The following is a 13,638-nucleotide window of genomic DNA, read 5'->3' on the forward strand; positions in this document are numbered from 1 at the left end:
ACCTGTCGGCGCTGCGGCTTAGCGTGCGAACCATGACCAATTGGATTAACACCGTCAGCCGCGACCACGTCGAACGTGGGGTGCGCGGCCGTTTCACCCAGTCCAACCACGGCAAGCCGCACATGCTGCGCAAGATGGCCCGTGGCGACTGGATTGTGTTCTACTCACCCAAGACCGGCTATCCCAAGGGCGACCCGCTGCAGGCCTTCACCGCCATCGGGCAGGTCGTCGACGACGAGCCGTATCAGGACGAGACGTCGCCGGAGGCGCCGTGGCGGCGCAACGTCGATTTCCTGGACTGTTCGGAAACCCCGATCCGTCCGCTGCTTGACCACCTCGACTTCATCGAGGACAAAAGCCGGTGGGGCTACAAGTTCCGCTTCGGTGTATTCAAGATCGACGACCGGGATCTGGGGGTGATCCGTTCGGCGATGACCGGCGACCGCTGAGGCTACTGTGAGGCGGTGAGCAACACCGAGCCGGCGCCTGCCGCAGTCGCTTGTGCGGCAACGCCGTTCGCCGGTGTGCTGCGCGCCCGCGAGGTCCCGCTGGGCGGGCCACGTGCGATGCGGGTGCGACGCACGCTGCCACAGCGGGAACGCTCGCTGATCGGGGCGTGGTGCTTCGCCGACCACTACGGCCCGCAGGATGTGCGCGAGGGCCCCGGCATGGATGTGCCCCCGCACCCGCACACCGGGTTGCAGACGGTCAGCTGGCTCTTCGCCGGTGAGGTCGAGCATCGTGACAGCGCCGGAGTGCACGCGATGGTGCGCCCGGGCGAACTGAACCTGATGACCGCCGGCGCGGGCATCTGCCACTCCGAGGTGTCGACGGCGGACACCACTGTGTTGCACGGTGTGCAGCTGTGGGTGGCGCTGCCCGACTCCGACCGCGACACCGGCCGCGACTTCGCGCATTTCGTGCCGACGCCACGCGCCTTCGGCGGTGCCACCTTGCGGGTCTTTCTCGGTGAACTCGCCGGCGCCCAATCGCCCGTGCACACCTTCACCCCACTGTTAGGCGCGCAGGTCGACCTCGAGCCGCGCTGCGAGGTGACGTTCGAGGTCGACGCCGCCTTCGAACACGGCGTCCTGCTCGACCAGGGTGACGTCATGGTCGGCGACACCGCGCTCGACGTGGCGGATCTGGCGTTTCAAGCCGCCGGCCACACCGAGCTGGGGCTGACGAACCGCGGTGACCGCCCCGCCCGCGTCGTCGTCCTGGGCGGCCCACCGTTTCCCGAAGAGCTGGTGATGTGGTGGAACTTCGTCGGCCGCAGCCACGACGAGGTCGCGACGTACCGCGAGCAGTGGCAAGACCACCACGATCGGTTCGGCGCGGTGCACGGCTACCGCGGCGCTGTCGAGCGCCTGCCCGCGCCCGCCCTGCCCAACGCCACCTTGCGTCCCCGGCGCAATCCCGGGGTATAGGTAGCCCATGACCACCGACAAGACTGGCGCGCCCACCGAGGTCGTCAAACAATCCGACCGTTTCAACATCACGGTGGACGGCAAGACCGCCGGGTTCACCGAGTTCGCCGACCGCGACGGCCAACGGGTCTTTCCCCACACCGAGGTGGACGAGGCGTTCCAGGGTCGCGGCCTGGCCACCATCCTGATCGGCGAAGCGCTGGAGCAGACCCGAGACGACGGGCTGCGGATCGTGGCGGTGTGCGACATGGTCGCCGGCTACATCGACAAGCATGAGGAGCTCTCCGACGTCGTCGACCCCGTCACCCCCGAGGTCGAACGCTGGCTGGCGGATCGGTAACCGGCCCGGCCCGCTATCGTCGGCGCGGTGACGACCGCGTTTTTCACCCCTGACGGGGATGCGTTCGTTCCCGGGCCGATCGCGCAGGGCCCGTGGGGGCAGACGATCAGCGGCAATTACGTCGGCGGCCTGCTCGGTCATGTGCTCGAGCGCGACGCCGGCGACCCCGACTTGCAGCCCGCCCGGCTGACGGTCGACCTGTTCCGGCCGGCCGCGCTGGCGCCGGTCCGCGTCGAGACCGCGGTCGTGCGTGCGGGTCGCCGCTTGAAGTTGGTCGACGCGGTGATGACGCAAGGTGACACCGTCGTCGCCCGGGGCACCGCGCTGTTCCTGCGCCGCGGAGAGCAACCCGCCGATGAGATCTGGACCTCGCCGGTGACCATGCCGTCGCCGCCGCCGACACCCGACCCCATCCCGCCCGGGCTGTCGACGCTGGTGTGGACCTACGGCAAACACGATCGCGAACCCGGTCCCGGTGAAGGCCTGCAGAACTGGCAGCACTCGGGGCCTAAGCACATCTGGGTGCGCGATTTTCGACCCCTGGTCGCCGGGGCGGAGCTCACGCCGTTCGTGCGCGCGTCGATGGCCGGAGACATGGTCAGCTCGTTGACACACTTCGGGCCGAGCGGTCTGCAGTGGATCAACGCCGACTACACGCTGTCGCTGGCCCGGCTGCCGAAGGGTTCCTACCTGGGGTTGGCGGCGCTGACGCACTACAGCGATGCGGGGGTGGCGACCGGCAGCGCGACGATCGTCGACGAGTACGGGCCGATCGGCAGCGGGGTGGCCAACGCGCTGTCCAACCCCGGCTTCGCCCCGCCGCGCATGTAGTAAGCGCCCTCTCGGCGATTTCTGCACCAGGGTCGCGCTGCGCGAGGTTTCACAGCCGTCGTGCAGAAATCGGCGCGCGAGTGCAGCGCCGCACCAAGACAAGAAACACCCCGCGGAATGTCCGCGGGGTGTTCCTATATAGCCGGGTCAGCTGATGCCGACAACCTCCTGGGCGATGGCGGCCAGGCGCGTCTGCGCTGCCGACACCAACCGCTGGCGGTTCTTGTGCATCTCCTCGTAGGCGATGATCGTGCGGATGTCGCTCGGGTCGTCGAGCTCCTTCACCGCGGCCACCGCGTCGTTCTGATTCAGCTCGTCGTAGCCCTCGATGGGCAGCTCGTCGGCGTCGACGACACCGCCCTCGGCGCGGGCCTTGTGCAGCCGGTCGGCCGCTTCGTCGGCGCCCTCGCGCCGCACCACGTCCTCGGCCCGCTTCAGCGCGCCGTCACGTGAGGCGCCGAGCGCCTTCAGCGTGATCTCGCTGGCCCGCTGCGCACGCTGGCGCAGGTCGTCGACGGCCGGTCCCGCGGAGCGCACCAACTCGGCGACCCGCTCAACCGACTGCGCCGACCACTGGCCAGGCAGGTTGACCAACTTCACGGCGGTGCCGGCGGCGGCCTGGATCGGCGTGCGCTGCAGCGCGGCCGGCCCGCCGAGCGCGTCCTCGGCCAACACGGTGGTCAGCCAGCTCACCGTCGCCGAATGCGCGGTGATCAGGCGATCGGCCAGGTCCTGGATGTCGCGCTGTTTGGCCGAGACCGCCAGCGCCTTGATGTAGCGCGCACGGTCCAGCAGCTGGTTCTCCAGCGCCAGGTCACCCAGCAGCGCCTCGTCGAACGGCTGCGCCTGCTCGGTCAGGGCCTTCACGGCCGCGGCGGCGCGACCGAAGAACGGGCCGACGGTGTCGGGGAACCCGCCAAGATCGCGGATCGCCTTCTCGATCGCCTCGGCGCGGATCTGGCCGTTCTCGGCGTTCTCGCTCAGCTCGCGACGCACGGCCTCGGTCCTGGCCTGGGCGACACGGGTCTCGGCGACCTGAATCTCGGTATGGGTCAGGTCGAGCATCGTGCGTAGCTGCCGGAGCAAGGTCGTTTCGGTAGCGGTAGTAGTCATCTGCTTTCTAGCCCCTTATGCGTTGACGAAAGTTCATTCGGCGCTTGGGCTGCACCTGCTTGTTGGCTACCCAGTGGCCGGGGGAAGTCCAACGTGGTGCAGATGTGAGATGGGTCGCAGTCCGCCGATCAGCGCGGTTGCAAGATGACCACCGGGATTTCCCGGTCGGCCCAGGCCTGATAGGTGTCGAAGTCGGCGTAGGCCTCGACGAGCTTGGGCCACAGCCGCGCCTTTTCGTCGGGGTTCGCGGTCACCGCGCGCACCGGGCGGCGCTCCGCGCCGATCTCGATGTGGGCGTCGGGGTTGGCGACCAGGTTGCGGTACCACTGCGGATCGGTGTCGCGTCCGCCCTGGGACGCCACCACGATCACGTCGTCGCCGTCGTGGATGTACACCAGCGGCGACACCAACCGCCGGCCGGTCTTGCGGCCGGTGTGCTCGAGCAGCAGGGTCGGCACCGGCTTCTTGAACCCCGCGCCCACCCGCCAGCTGGCGCCGACACGTCCGCCGGTGCGGCGATACACCCACACGTGCGCCTTGCCCGCGTACTTCATCACCTGGGTGACGATCGGTGAGTTCAGCTGTTTGGGCTTGTTGTTCGGGTCCATGCGATCAACTTAGATACTGCGCGGTGCTGCCGCCCAGCGGCATCTCGGGCATGCCGAGCTTGCGGTGGTCCCAACTGCGCGTGCGGGTCGGCACCACCCGCACACAGATCCGGTTGCGCATCATCTGGTCGACGTAGGGGCGCATCTCCTCGGAGTACGGCCCGGTATAGCGCTCCCACACGCTGATGCCAACGCGCAGATTGGTTTCCGGGTCGTCGACGATCTCGGCGCGGCCCTCGATCGAAACGCCGCGCAGGGTGTCGTAGGTGTGGCCGTCCTCGATCATCACGGTCACCGTCGGGTTGCGACGCAGGTTGACGGCCTTCTGCGATTTGGCCTTGGTCTCGAACCAGATGTCCCCGTCGAGCACGCCGTACCACATGGCGACCAGGTGCGGCCGCCCGTCGGGCATCAGCGTGGCGAGGGTGGCGGTTCTACTGCGCTCGATGTATTCGGCGATCTCCTCGTCGGTCATGACGATCTTCGCGCGTTCGTTCTTGCCCACGACACAGATACTTTCAGGTCGTCGCGGCCATGGCGGTCACCGGGATGCCGTTACTAGCTCAGCAGCATGACGTACTGCGCGGCCGCCAACTGCTGGGCATCGAGCAGGGTGGGCCCGGCGGCCTCGATCGCGTACTGGTCGGCGGTGGCCAGGCAGTAGAAGCTGCGGTCCTCCAGCTGCATGCAGCGGCTGTCGGGCATATTGCGCACCGGGTTGGCCGGCTTGGACTTCGGCGACACCTCGGCGTAGAACTCGTCGACGACGGCCTTGGCCCCCGCGGCGTCCTCGGCTTCGTAGACGCTGGCCTTGGCCATGGCCACCAGATCGGTTCCGGTGTCGGCGAACAGCCTGGCCGAGCGGGTGGGGTCGCTCTGAAAGTGCAGCGCGCCGCGCCGTTCATAGGTGGTGTTCTTCGTCAGCATCGGGTCCGGCGTCTCCACCGGGATCACGTGCGCCAACAGCCCGGTCGGGTCGATGCTGATGTCGGCGAACTCCGACGGGTCGGTGGCGCGGAAGCTGTCGATTTCAGGGCCCTGCAGGTCGAGGGTCTCGGCGACCAGCTCGGCGGCCTGCTCGGCGCCGTCGGTCGACTGCGCGAGCTGCATCAGCACGTACGGGCCGTGCGCGGCGAACGAACGCACGGCGTGCCGCTTGCCGGCGGTGCGGTCGACGGTGGTGTAGGTGTTGGCCTTGGCGTCGGAATGGCCGGGGATGCTCACCGTCTGCGCCGGTCCGTCGGCGCCCAGCTGCTGCATCGCCGTTTCGCCGAGGGCGCTCGCCGCGGCTGCGGCCGCCTCGTCGTCGGGGAAGCGCAGGACCGCGTTGAGCAACAGCTTCTTGTCGGCTTCGGTGCGTGCGGTGGCGAAACCGTTGATGAAGTTGTGCCGGCTGGCCACCATCCCGAGCTCGCCCGGACCGATCAGGCCGAGCGCCTGGGCCCTGGGCAGCACCATGGCGCCGAAGCCGAACCACTTGGTCAGCGCCGGGTCGACTTCCCACGGCCCGATGACGTGGTTGGCCATGCGTTGCGCCTCGATGACCATGCCGCGCAGCGGATCCCCCGCCACGCCGAGCGGCTGGCTGGGTTCGGTCGGATAGGGCCCGACATCGAGCCGGTCGAAGTCGAGCGCCCCTTGCGCGCCGGTGGCCCTGACCGGCGTTCCGGCGACGGTTGAGCTGCAGGCCGCCGAGAGCATCGCGATGGCAAGAACGACTACGAGAAGTGGGTGGCGCATCACGCGCCAACCTACAGCGCGGCGAAGTAGAAACCCAGCAACAGCGCGAAGACGCCGACCAGCCAGCCGTTGGTCGTGATCTTCAGCCATACGGGGGCGTGGCGCACCTCCATGAAATGCCATATCACCAACTGTGTCTTGACCGCGGCGATCAGCAGGACGACGACGGTGACCGTGGCGCTGACGTGGTGTGGCTGGCCGCCGTCGCGGGCCGTCAGCCACGACGCCACGGTCACCGCGGTGAGCACTGCCCACACGGCGGTCGGCGGGTGGCGAAGATAGGTCGTCACAAGTTCACCTCATCAGATAGAGCAGCGCGAACAGCACGAGCCACAACAGGTCGACCATGTGCCAGTACGTAGCGCCGGTCTCCACCAAGGTGATTCGGGGCTGGGCGGGTCCGCGCAGGTGGCGCACAATGAAAGACAGGATCACCAGCCCGAGGAAGACGTGGCACAGGTGCATGCCTGTCATCACGTAGTAGAACATGAAGAACAGGTTGGTGCCCGGCGTCAGGCCCGCGAGGATTTCGGGGATGTACTCGAACGCCTTGAGCACCGGGAAGGCCACGCCACCGGCCAGGGCGAGCCAGAACAGCCGGTAGGCGTCGGCGGTTTTCCCGGCCCGCGCCGCTGAGGTACCCAAGGCGACGAACAGCGAACTGGTCAGCAGCACAACGGTGTTGACCATGCCGATGTTGTAGTTCAGCTTCGCTTGGCTTTCCAGGAACAGCGCGTGGTCTTGACCGCGGTAGTACATGTACGCCACGAAGTACACGGCGAAGATCATCAGATCCCCGATGACGAAGAACCACATACTCGGCTCGCCGGGAAGATGCTTGGGCGCCAGTGCTTTTCGTGATGCGATGCCGGTGCGGCCTGGTTGCGCCGTGGTGACCTCGGTCATGCGGGCACCTTCGACACCGGTTCGATCGGCGCGTTGTCGAGTTCGTCCTCGGGCTGATCTCTGATGGCCCGGTAGATGCAGAAGTAGACGATGATCTGCCAGGGCACGTACAGCGCCATCGCGAAATAGAAGGTGACGAGGCCGTTCCAGGCGAACGGGCCGGACTGGGCGATCCAGACGGGCGCGGCCATTAACTCGGTCACGTACTGCCAAACGGTGTAGTAACCCAGCCATTTCGGCAGGATGTTGTTCTGGTCGAGGATGATGGCCAGGCCGAAGGCCATCCACATGATGCAGAAACACCCCAGCGAGCCGATGAAAGCCAGGTATCCGAAGTCGTAGAGCATCGCCAGGATCGCCGGGTCGTAGCCGGGACGGAATGCGCCCAGCCCGAAACAGAACATCGCGAAGAGCATCCCGACGATGGTGCCGGTCATCGAGCCCATCAACACGCTGTAGCGAAGTACCGGGCTGACCGACATGCGCCGGATCTGGTTGAGGTACACGGCATTTGCTACCGGCGCCAGCCCGAACACCAATATCAGGATGGCGCAAGCGATCAGGAGGTTCGGTGACTGCATGAACGAGAGGATCTCGGGTTGCGAAGCGCTCGGTGAGCGCGGTGGCATCATCCAGCTCAGCGGAACGAACACGACCCCGAACACGGTGAAGAAGAACGGCACGGACCAGAACGCGATCCACTGGTCCAGCTTCTTCGATTGGCGCCATCCCGCGAGCGCGGCGCTCCTGGTCATATGAGCGCCTCCCGCTCATCGCCTTGGCGCTTGACCACTCCCACGAGGACGACGAACATCACGGCGATGTAGCACGCCAAGACGGCCAGGCGCAGGTGAAAAGACAGCACCCCGTCCCATGCCAGCGGCCCGGTTTTGTGCAGGACCGAGAACGCACCGGGAACCAGCAGCGCGGCAGTGGCGATGTTGAAATGCGCTACCCAGCGCGGAAAGACCGGCTCGGGCCGAGCGTCGAGGTAGATGCTGACGGCCAGGCAGAGGTTCGCCACGATGAGGGTGCCGACCGGTGCGATGAAGAAGAACCACGCCATGTCGTTGAGCAGGCTGATCAGTTGCGGATCGCGTTCCGGTCGAAACGCCGCGATGCCCCAGCAGTAGTCGGCGAGGATGAACGCGGTGAGGCCGACGCCGGTGGCGAGGATGTAGGCGTAGGTGAGGACGTTGCTCGACGTGCGGATCCGTGACATCTGCACGGCGGTCACGGCGAACAGCGGGACCAGTGAACACGCGATGAGGTTGCACAGGATCACCACGCCGAGGATGCCGGTGTTGTTCGCGGCGAAGAAGGCGGCCACCTGCTCGGGCGTCATGGTCGGCGACAGCGGTCCGGAGAACAGCGGGAACGCGAAGTAGGCCAGCACGAACAGCGCCGCGGCCGGCGGTACCGTCCACAACAGGATGCGCTGGCCCCTGGTGTTCAACGCCGTCGTTGTCGTCATCGCTGGTCCCGCCTGTCTGGGTTGCATCGCGCCGTCATAGGTCTAGCACGCTCGCTGACAGATGACAATGAAACGCCCTGCGCTCTTGCGGCCTAGGGTCTTTTGTACTGCGCTTTTAGCGGCTACTCGGTCGCGCGGTGCGTTCGTGCTGTGGTGGTTTCGATGACAAACGTCAACGATATGTGCTTTGTGCGGCACAATGGGCGCGTGGCAGACAGTGCGACCCGGCGTGACGCCCAGCGCGAAAGCACCCGCGCGCGGTTATTGGACGCCGCGATCGTGGAGTTTCAGCGCGCCGGCGCCCACTCGGCCGACATCAACGCCATCGTCAAGGCCGCAGGGGTGGCGCGCAGCACCTTCTACTTCCACTTCCCGACCAAGGAACACGTGCTGCTCGAGCTGATACGGCGCGACGAGGCGCAACTGGCGAACGAGCTCGGCCGGTTCCTCGACACCCGCCCCGGCCTGCCTGCGGTGCTGAAGACGATCATCGAGCTGGTGCTGGATCTGGAAAGCCGTTGGGGCACATCGCTGTTCCACGACGTGATCAGCCTCTACTTCTCCCCGACGCTGCCGGAGCGAGAACAGTGGACCAACCACCCGGTGTTCGTGCTGTTGGCCGCGGAGATCGAACGCGCGCGGATTCGCGGCGAACTCTACGACGACGTCGACGCCTACCACAGCGCGGCGTTCTTCTTCCTCGGCGTCTACGCCCTGCTCACCACTGTCGGAGAATTCCGGTCCGAGCGTGACGTCGCGCTTGAGAAGTTCGTGAAGAGCACGCTGCGCAGCCTGCAACCGGTGACGTAGCTGTTCGGCGACGGCGGTGATGTCGAGCCGTGTTTCGGCCAGAAGATCCATGGCGACCCACGGAATCATCCACACATTCGGGTGTTCTACCGAGGTATGAACACTGAAACGTTCCTAGTTCTGGGCACGCGGGGAAAGAGCGGTCACGTCGCCGCGCGGTTGGGGCTCCGCGGCCGGCAGTCCGAAGTGTGGTCGCGGTGAGCTCGCAGTTGACCGCCGAGGATCGCGAGCTGCTCGAGCGGCCGCTGCACGGGTTCTTCACCGTGGCTGCCGGGTCGACGCCGCCGCAGCCCAGACCGGTCTGGTTCGAGGTGACCAGCGAAGGTGGGGCCCAATTGTTTAGCGCGCCAGACGCTCCCAAGGTGCGGCAGCTGGAGCGTGACGGCCGGGCATCGCTGGTCGTCGCCGCCCCGGTCGGCGAGCGTGAGCGCTGGGTATCAGTGACCGGACCGACCACAATGGAACGCGACGGGGCACGCGAACTGGTGGAGCGGCTGGGGGCCCGCTACTGGGATACCGGGGACCCGGTGCGGGCCAAAGAACTCGCCGCGATGCTGGCCCAAGAATGGGTGCGCATCGTCATCCATCCGGAGAAGGTGAGCCGCGCCGCGATCTAGTCGACGACGAGCACCGGGACCGGGGAACGCTCGAGCAGATCGGAGGAGACGCTGCCGAGCAGCGCGCGGGTCAGACCCCGGCCACGCCGGCCGACGACGACGACGTCGGCTCCGAGCTGTTGGGCGAAGTGGGCCAATGCTTCTGCGGGAGCGCCGACGAGCACTTCGTGCCGCGGCGGCGTGGCGGCCGGGTCGTTGGCTGCGCGAGCGGCCAGCCTTTCCTTCGCCAAGGTGACCTCGGTTCGTTTGGGGTCCTCCGCGGCCTCGTACGGAACGACCTCGGCCAGGACGAGCTCGGCCGCTTCACCGAACAAACGCTTCGCGGCGTCGAGCGCTGCTGTCGATTGAGTCGATCCGTCCAATCCGACGAGGACTCGTGGCGCACCGGACGTCGGCGGCGAAGCACTGGAGTCGCTGGCCGACGCCCGCCGCGGCCCACCGCGATCGGCGAGTTCCAACGCGATCGGCACGAAGATCGGGCCGAGTATCAGCGCGATCGGGATCCAGCGGAGATCGTGGCCGCGCCGAGCCAGCCAAATTCCGGTGATCGCGCCGGTGACGAGCCAGACCAGCAGGAACGCGGCGGTGAGGCGGAATGTGTCCATAGCTATTGCGCTCCAGCGCAGCCTTCCGGTTGAAGCGAACTCACTGCGACCGCCTCACGGTGTCACAGCACTGCTGCCGATCGAGCACCGTGCGACGGACGTGTCACTATCCTCGCGGATGTTGGCATTGTCGCCACTGCAGTGTGTATCGAGCGCGCGACACTGACAGAGAACCGCCCGTCCCGGCGCGTCGCGCACCCGGCATCACGGTGAGGAACACCGCTATGACTGATCCGATGAAGGCCGTCGTGCTCACCCGTTTCGGCGGGGCCGATGCTTTCGAGCTGCGCGACGTCGCCGTACCGCACGTCGAACCCCGCCAGGTACGGGTGCGCGTCCATGCGACCGCCGTCAACCCGCTCGATTATCAGATCCGGCGCGGAGACTACGCGGATCAGGTGCCGCTGCCGGCGATCATCGGGCACGACATCTCCGGCGTGATCGAGGAAGTCGGCTCCCACGTGACCGAGTTCCGCGCCGGCGACGCGGTGTACTACACGCCACGGATCTTCGGTGGCCCCGGTTCCTACGCCGAGCAGCACGTCGCCGACGTCGACCTCGTCGCCCGGAAGCCGGAGAACCTCAGTCACCTGGAGGCGGCGAGCCTGACTCTCGTCGGCGGAACGGTCTGGGAGGCCCTGGTGACCAGAGCTCAACTCGCCGTGGGAGAGACGATCCTCATCCACGGCGGCGCGGGCGGTGTCGGCACGATCGCGATCCAGACCGCGAAGGCGATCGGCGCACGGGTGATCACCACCGCGAAAGCCGGCGACCATGAGTTCGTGCGCTCCCTCGGAGCGGATGCGGCGATCGACTTCACTTCGACGGACTACGTCGACGCCGTCGTTGATATGACGCAAGGCAAGGGGGTCGATGTCGTCTTCGACACGATCGGTGGCGATACACTCACCCGAAGCCCGTTGACGTTGGCCGACTTCGGACGTGTCGTCAGCATCGTCGACATCGCGCGGCCGCAGAACCTCATTGAGGCGTGGGGCAAGAACGCGGCCTATCACTTCGTCTTCACCCGACAGAACCAAGGAAAACTCGACGCGCTCACCACGCTGGTCGAGCGCGGTCTCGTCAAGCCGGTGATCGGCGCGACTCTTCCGCTCGCTCGAATGGGCGAGGCTCATGAGCTCCTGGAGAACCGGCGCTCGTATGCACTGCGCGGCAAGGTCGCGATCGATGTGGCGGACGAAACTGTTGCGATTCCCCCTCGCATCTCGTAGCGGAACGCTTCAGCCACTCGAGTGATGAGCTTCGTCGGCGCGGACCCACCAAACACAAAGGTCACGACCTCTTCCGAGACCGTGACCCTTATGACCTGCGGTTTTGTGTGGGCGAAGGGGGACTTGAACCCCCACGTCCCGAAGGACACTGGCACCTGAAGCCAGCGCGTCTGCCATTCCGCCACTCGCCCCAACAACCGGGGGAGCCTATCACGCAGGCGCCCCGGCCCTTCAACCGTACCGATGGTCCCATGCGGCCCGCCACATGCACCAAAGCCACCCGTGCCCGACCCGCTGAACTGCACAAACCCGATTCTCAGAGTTCTGATGGTCCCGCTTGCCTGCGCTGGGCCGATACCATGCAACTGAGCGATGTGCCCGCCGACACGCTGGTGTGCATGGTCGTGTGCAGGATCGACGGGTATCAACGAGTGAGGCGGGCGGTGACATGGGTCTGGTCGACCGCATCGAGCGCAAGCTCGAGTCGACCGTCGGCGACGCGTTCGCCCGGGTGTTCGGCGGGGCGATCGTCCCCCAGGAAGTCGAGGCGATGCTGCGCCGCGAGGCCGACGCCGGTGCTCGTGAAGTCCTCGGCGGCCGGGTTTTGGCTCCGAACGACTACATCATTACGCTCAGTGTGCCTGACTACCAGAAGGTGAGCGCCGACCCCGACCTGACCTCAGCGACTTTCGCCAAGCACTTGGAGGGCTACATCCATGAGCAGGGATGGCAAACATATGCTGATGTCGTCGTCAGGTTCGAACAATCTTCCAACCTGCACACCGGACAGTTTCGCGCGCGTGGTGCGGTCAATCCTGACGCAACCGCTGGCGAGCCCGCCCCACCACCTCGAGACCTTTCGTCTAACGCAGAATCAGGAGTACCACCGATGAGCGACAACCCGAGCTATCGCGGCGGTCAGGGACCGGGACGCGCCGCCGACGAACCTTACGACGACCGGTATCCCCCTCAGCCGGACGACCGCCCCCAGGATCCGCGCGGCCAATACGTACCGCCCGATCAGGGCGCCTACCCGCCGCCCCCGCCTCCGCCGGGCGACCAAGGCTATCCCCCGCGCCATGGCGGCGGCTACCCGAACCAAGGCGGCTACCCGGAGCAGGGCGGCTACCCCGAGCAGGGCGGCTATCCGGACCAGGGCTATCCGCCGTCGGCCTACGAGCAGCGCCCGCCCGCCGGCTATGCGCCACCCGCCGCCGGCGGCTACCCCGATCAGGGTTACCGTCAGCCGCCCCCGAACTACGGGCCGCCTCCCGGCGGTCAGCCCGGCTACGGCCCGCCGCCGGCCGACTATGACTACGGCCGCGGACCCGCCCGCCCCGACGAGGGCTACGGCAGGCCCGAGCCGCGTCCCGGCTACCCGGACCAGGGCTACCCCGATCAGGGCGGCTACCCGGACCAGGGCGGCTACGGCGGGGGTTACGGCCGCCAGGACCAGGGCTACGCTCCGCCGGACTACGGCCGCTACGGCGAGCCCGCCGGCGGCTATGCCGAGCCCGGCTACGGCGAGCCCGCGGGCGGCGGTTACGACTACGGCCAGCCCGGCTACGGCGCCGGCTACGGACAGCCCGACTACCCCGCGGCGACCGCGGTCACGCTGCAGCTCGACGACGGCAGCGGCCGCACCTACCAGCTGCGTGAAGGCTCCAACGTCATCGGCCGCGGCCAGGACGCGCAGTTCCGGCTGCCGGACACCGGGGTGTCCCGTCGACACCTGGAGATCCGTTGGGACGGGCAGGTGGCCCTACTGTCGGACCTCAACTCCACCAACGGCACCACGGTCAACAACGCGCCGGTGCAGGAATGGCAGCTGGCCGACGGTGACGTGATCCGCCTGGGCCACTCCGAGATCATCGTCCGCGTGCACTAAAGGACGTCCGTCAACTGAGGGCGAAGCTGCGCGCTTCACCCTCA

General features: G+C 67.1%; 17 protein-coding genes and 1 tRNA gene. 8 read left to right on the forward strand and 10 right to left on the reverse strand.

Features of this window, described 5'->3' with window-relative positions; translation table 11 throughout:
• Window positions 1-32: 32 nt before the first annotated feature.
• The 4 genes from ABQE93_RS04080 to ABQE93_RS04095 are packed head-to-tail and all read left to right on the forward strand — an operon-like array spanning window position 33 to window position 2,601.
• Window positions 33-449 (forward strand): EVE domain-containing protein, encoded by a 417-nt coding sequence (locus tag ABQE93_RS04080; protein ID WP_448405990.1) that lies wholly within the window; start codon window positions 33-35, stop codon window positions 447-449.
• A gap of 15 nt (window positions 450-464) precedes the next feature.
• Window positions 465-1,430 carry a pirin family protein gene (locus ABQE93_RS04085; protein ID WP_448405991.1) on the forward strand — a complete coding sequence of 322 codons (966 nt, stop codon included), beginning with the start codon at window positions 465-467 and terminating at the stop codon, window positions 1,428-1,430.
• A 7-nt stretch (window positions 1,431-1,437) separates the two neighbouring features.
• Window positions 1,438-1,770, forward strand: a complete 333-nt coding sequence (locus ABQE93_RS04090; RefSeq protein ID WP_448405992.1) for a GNAT family N-acetyltransferase — start codon at window positions 1,438-1,440, stop codon at window positions 1,768-1,770.
• 27 nt (window positions 1,771-1,797) lie between these two features.
• A complete protein-coding gene (locus ABQE93_RS04095; protein WP_448405993.1) occupies window positions 1,798-2,601 on the forward strand; it encodes an acyl-CoA thioesterase domain-containing protein in 804 nt (267 codons plus the stop codon).
• 147 nt (window positions 2,602-2,748) lie between these two features.
• Here the strand turns inward: ABQE93_RS04095 and ABQE93_RS04100 are convergent, their stop codons facing one another.
• The 8 genes from ABQE93_RS04100 to ABQE93_RS04135 all read right to left on the reverse strand — a co-directional run bounded on the left by ABQE93_RS04100 (window position 2,749) and on the right by ABQE93_RS04135 (window position 8,442).
• Window positions 2,749-3,714: a ferritin-like domain-containing protein gene (locus ABQE93_RS04100; protein WP_448405994.1), complete on the reverse strand. Its 966-nt coding sequence runs from the start codon at window positions 3,712-3,714 to the stop codon at window positions 2,749-2,751.
• 128 nt (window positions 3,715-3,842) lie between these two features.
• The gene (locus ABQE93_RS04105) at window positions 3,843-4,322 is read right to left on the reverse strand and encodes a nitroreductase family deazaflavin-dependent oxidoreductase (protein WP_448405995.1); all 480 of its coding nucleotides are present in this window, start codon (window positions 4,320-4,322) and stop codon (window positions 3,843-3,845) included.
• 4 nt (window positions 4,323-4,326) lie between these two features.
• Window positions 4,327-4,827 carry a pyridoxamine 5'-phosphate oxidase family protein gene (locus tag ABQE93_RS04110; protein ID WP_448405996.1) on the reverse strand — a complete coding sequence of 167 codons (501 nt, stop codon included), beginning with the start codon at window positions 4,825-4,827 and terminating at the stop codon, window positions 4,327-4,329.
• A 53-nt stretch (window positions 4,828-4,880) separates the two neighbouring features.
• Window positions 4,881-6,062, reverse strand: a complete 1,182-nt coding sequence (locus ABQE93_RS04115; protein WP_448405997.1) for a DUF7373 family lipoprotein — start codon at window positions 6,060-6,062, stop codon at window positions 4,881-4,883.
• Between the two features lie 11 nt (window positions 6,063-6,073).
• Complete coding sequence (locus ABQE93_RS04120) at window positions 6,074-6,352, reverse strand: cytochrome C oxidase subunit IV family protein (RefSeq protein ID WP_448405998.1); 279 nt, start codon at window positions 6,350-6,352, stop codon at window positions 6,074-6,076.
• A 4-nt stretch (window positions 6,353-6,356) separates the two neighbouring features.
• The gene (locus ABQE93_RS04125; protein WP_448405999.1) at window positions 6,357-6,968 is read right to left on the reverse strand and encodes a cytochrome c oxidase subunit 3; all 612 of its coding nucleotides are present in this window, start codon (window positions 6,966-6,968) and stop codon (window positions 6,357-6,359) included.
• Window positions 6,965-7,723, reverse strand: a complete 759-nt coding sequence (locus tag ABQE93_RS04130; protein ID WP_448406000.1) for a hypothetical protein — start codon at window positions 7,721-7,723, stop codon at window positions 6,965-6,967. The genes ABQE93_RS04125 and ABQE93_RS04130 overlap by 4 nt, the downstream gene beginning before the upstream one ends.
• Window positions 7,720-8,442, reverse strand: coding sequence for a hypothetical protein (locus tag ABQE93_RS04135; RefSeq protein WP_448406001.1), 723 nt, complete (start codon window positions 8,440-8,442; stop codon window positions 7,720-7,722). Before ABQE93_RS04135 ends, ABQE93_RS04130 begins: the two co-directional genes overlap by 4 nt.
• Window positions 8,443-8,631: 189 nt before the next feature.
• Here ABQE93_RS04135 and ABQE93_RS04140 point away from each other — a divergent pair, with 189 nt between their 5' ends.
• Together ABQE93_RS04140 and ABQE93_RS04145 are read left to right on the forward strand one after the other, a co-directional pair.
• On the forward strand, window positions 8,632-9,252 hold the full coding sequence (locus ABQE93_RS04140; RefSeq protein WP_448406517.1) for a TetR/AcrR family transcriptional regulator: 621 nt from the start codon (window positions 8,632-8,634) through the stop codon (window positions 9,250-9,252).
• A 197-nt stretch (window positions 9,253-9,449) separates the two neighbouring features.
• Window positions 9,450-9,869: a pyridoxamine 5'-phosphate oxidase family protein gene (locus ABQE93_RS04145; RefSeq protein ID WP_448406002.1), complete on the forward strand. Its 420-nt coding sequence runs from the start codon at window positions 9,450-9,452 to the stop codon at window positions 9,867-9,869.
• Here the strand turns inward: ABQE93_RS04145 and ABQE93_RS04150 are convergent.
• Window positions 9,866-10,474 carry a universal stress protein gene (locus tag ABQE93_RS04150; RefSeq protein WP_448406003.1) on the reverse strand — a complete coding sequence of 203 codons (609 nt, stop codon included), beginning with the start codon at window positions 10,472-10,474 and terminating at the stop codon, window positions 9,866-9,868. The genes ABQE93_RS04145 and ABQE93_RS04150 overlap by 4 nt on opposite strands.
• A gap of 224 nt (window positions 10,475-10,698) precedes the next feature.
• On the opposite strand from ABQE93_RS04150, the gene ABQE93_RS04155 reads away from it, so the two are divergent.
• On the forward strand, window positions 10,699-11,706 hold the full coding sequence (locus ABQE93_RS04155) for a zinc-dependent alcohol dehydrogenase family protein (protein WP_448406004.1): 1,008 nt from the start codon (window positions 10,699-10,701) through the stop codon (window positions 11,704-11,706).
• 108 nt (window positions 11,707-11,814) lie between these two features.
• Here ABQE93_RS04155 and ABQE93_RS04160 read toward each other — a convergent pair.
• Window positions 11,815-11,897 (reverse strand) — tRNA-Leu (locus ABQE93_RS04160).
• A gap of 257 nt (window positions 11,898-12,154) precedes the next feature.
• Between ABQE93_RS04160 and ABQE93_RS04165 the strand changes: the two genes are divergently transcribed.
• Window positions 12,155-13,594, forward strand: a complete 1,440-nt coding sequence (locus tag ABQE93_RS04165) for an FHA domain-containing protein (protein WP_448406005.1) — start codon at window positions 12,155-12,157, stop codon at window positions 13,592-13,594.
• Window positions 13,595-13,638 lie beyond the last annotated feature (44 nt).

It is taken from the genome of Mycolicibacterium sp. XJ662 (genome assembly GCF_053484035.1).

What these genes read in the sequence shown, in the direction of transcription:
- ABQE93_RS04115 (WP_448405997.1), bottom strand. Translation starts at nt 6,062, where the DNA reads ATGCGCCACCCACTTCTCGTAGTCGTTCTTGCCATCGCGATGCTCTCG.
- ABQE93_RS04130 (WP_448406000.1), bottom strand. Translation starts at nt 7,723, where the DNA reads ATGACCAGGAGCGCCGCGCTCGCGGGATGGCGCCAATCGAAGAAGCTG.
- ABQE93_RS04125 (WP_448405999.1), bottom strand. Translation starts at nt 6,968, where the DNA reads ATGACCGAGGTCACCACGGCGCAACCAGGCCGCACCGGCATCGCATCA.
- ABQE93_RS04155 (WP_448406004.1), top strand. Translation starts at nt 10,699, where the DNA reads ATGACTGATCCGATGAAGGCCGTCGTGCTCACCCGTTTCGGCGGGGCC.
- ABQE93_RS04165 (WP_448406005.1), top strand. Translation starts at nt 12,155, where the DNA reads ATGGGTCTGGTCGACCGCATCGAGCGCAAGCTCGAGTCGACCGTCGGC.
- ABQE93_RS04150 (WP_448406003.1), bottom strand. Translation starts at nt 10,474, where the DNA reads ATGGACACATTCCGCCTCACCGCCGCGTTCCTGCTGGTCTGGCTCGTC.
- ABQE93_RS04105 (WP_448405995.1), bottom strand. Translation starts at nt 4,322, where the DNA reads ATGGACCCGAACAACAAGCCCAAACAGCTGAACTCACCGATCGTCACC.
- ABQE93_RS04100 (WP_448405994.1), bottom strand. Translation starts at nt 3,714, where the DNA reads ATGACTACTACCGCTACCGAAACGACCTTGCTCCGGCAGCTACGCACG.
- ABQE93_RS04135 (WP_448406001.1), bottom strand. Translation starts at nt 8,442, where the DNA reads ATGACGACAACGACGGCGTTGAACACCAGGGGCCAGCGCATCCTGTTG.
- ABQE93_RS04090 (WP_448405992.1), top strand. Translation starts at nt 1,438, where the DNA reads ATGACCACCGACAAGACTGGCGCGCCCACCGAGGTCGTCAAACAATCC.
- ABQE93_RS04080 (WP_448405990.1), top strand. Translation starts at nt 33, where the DNA reads ATGACCAATTGGATTAACACCGTCAGCCGCGACCACGTCGAACGTGGG.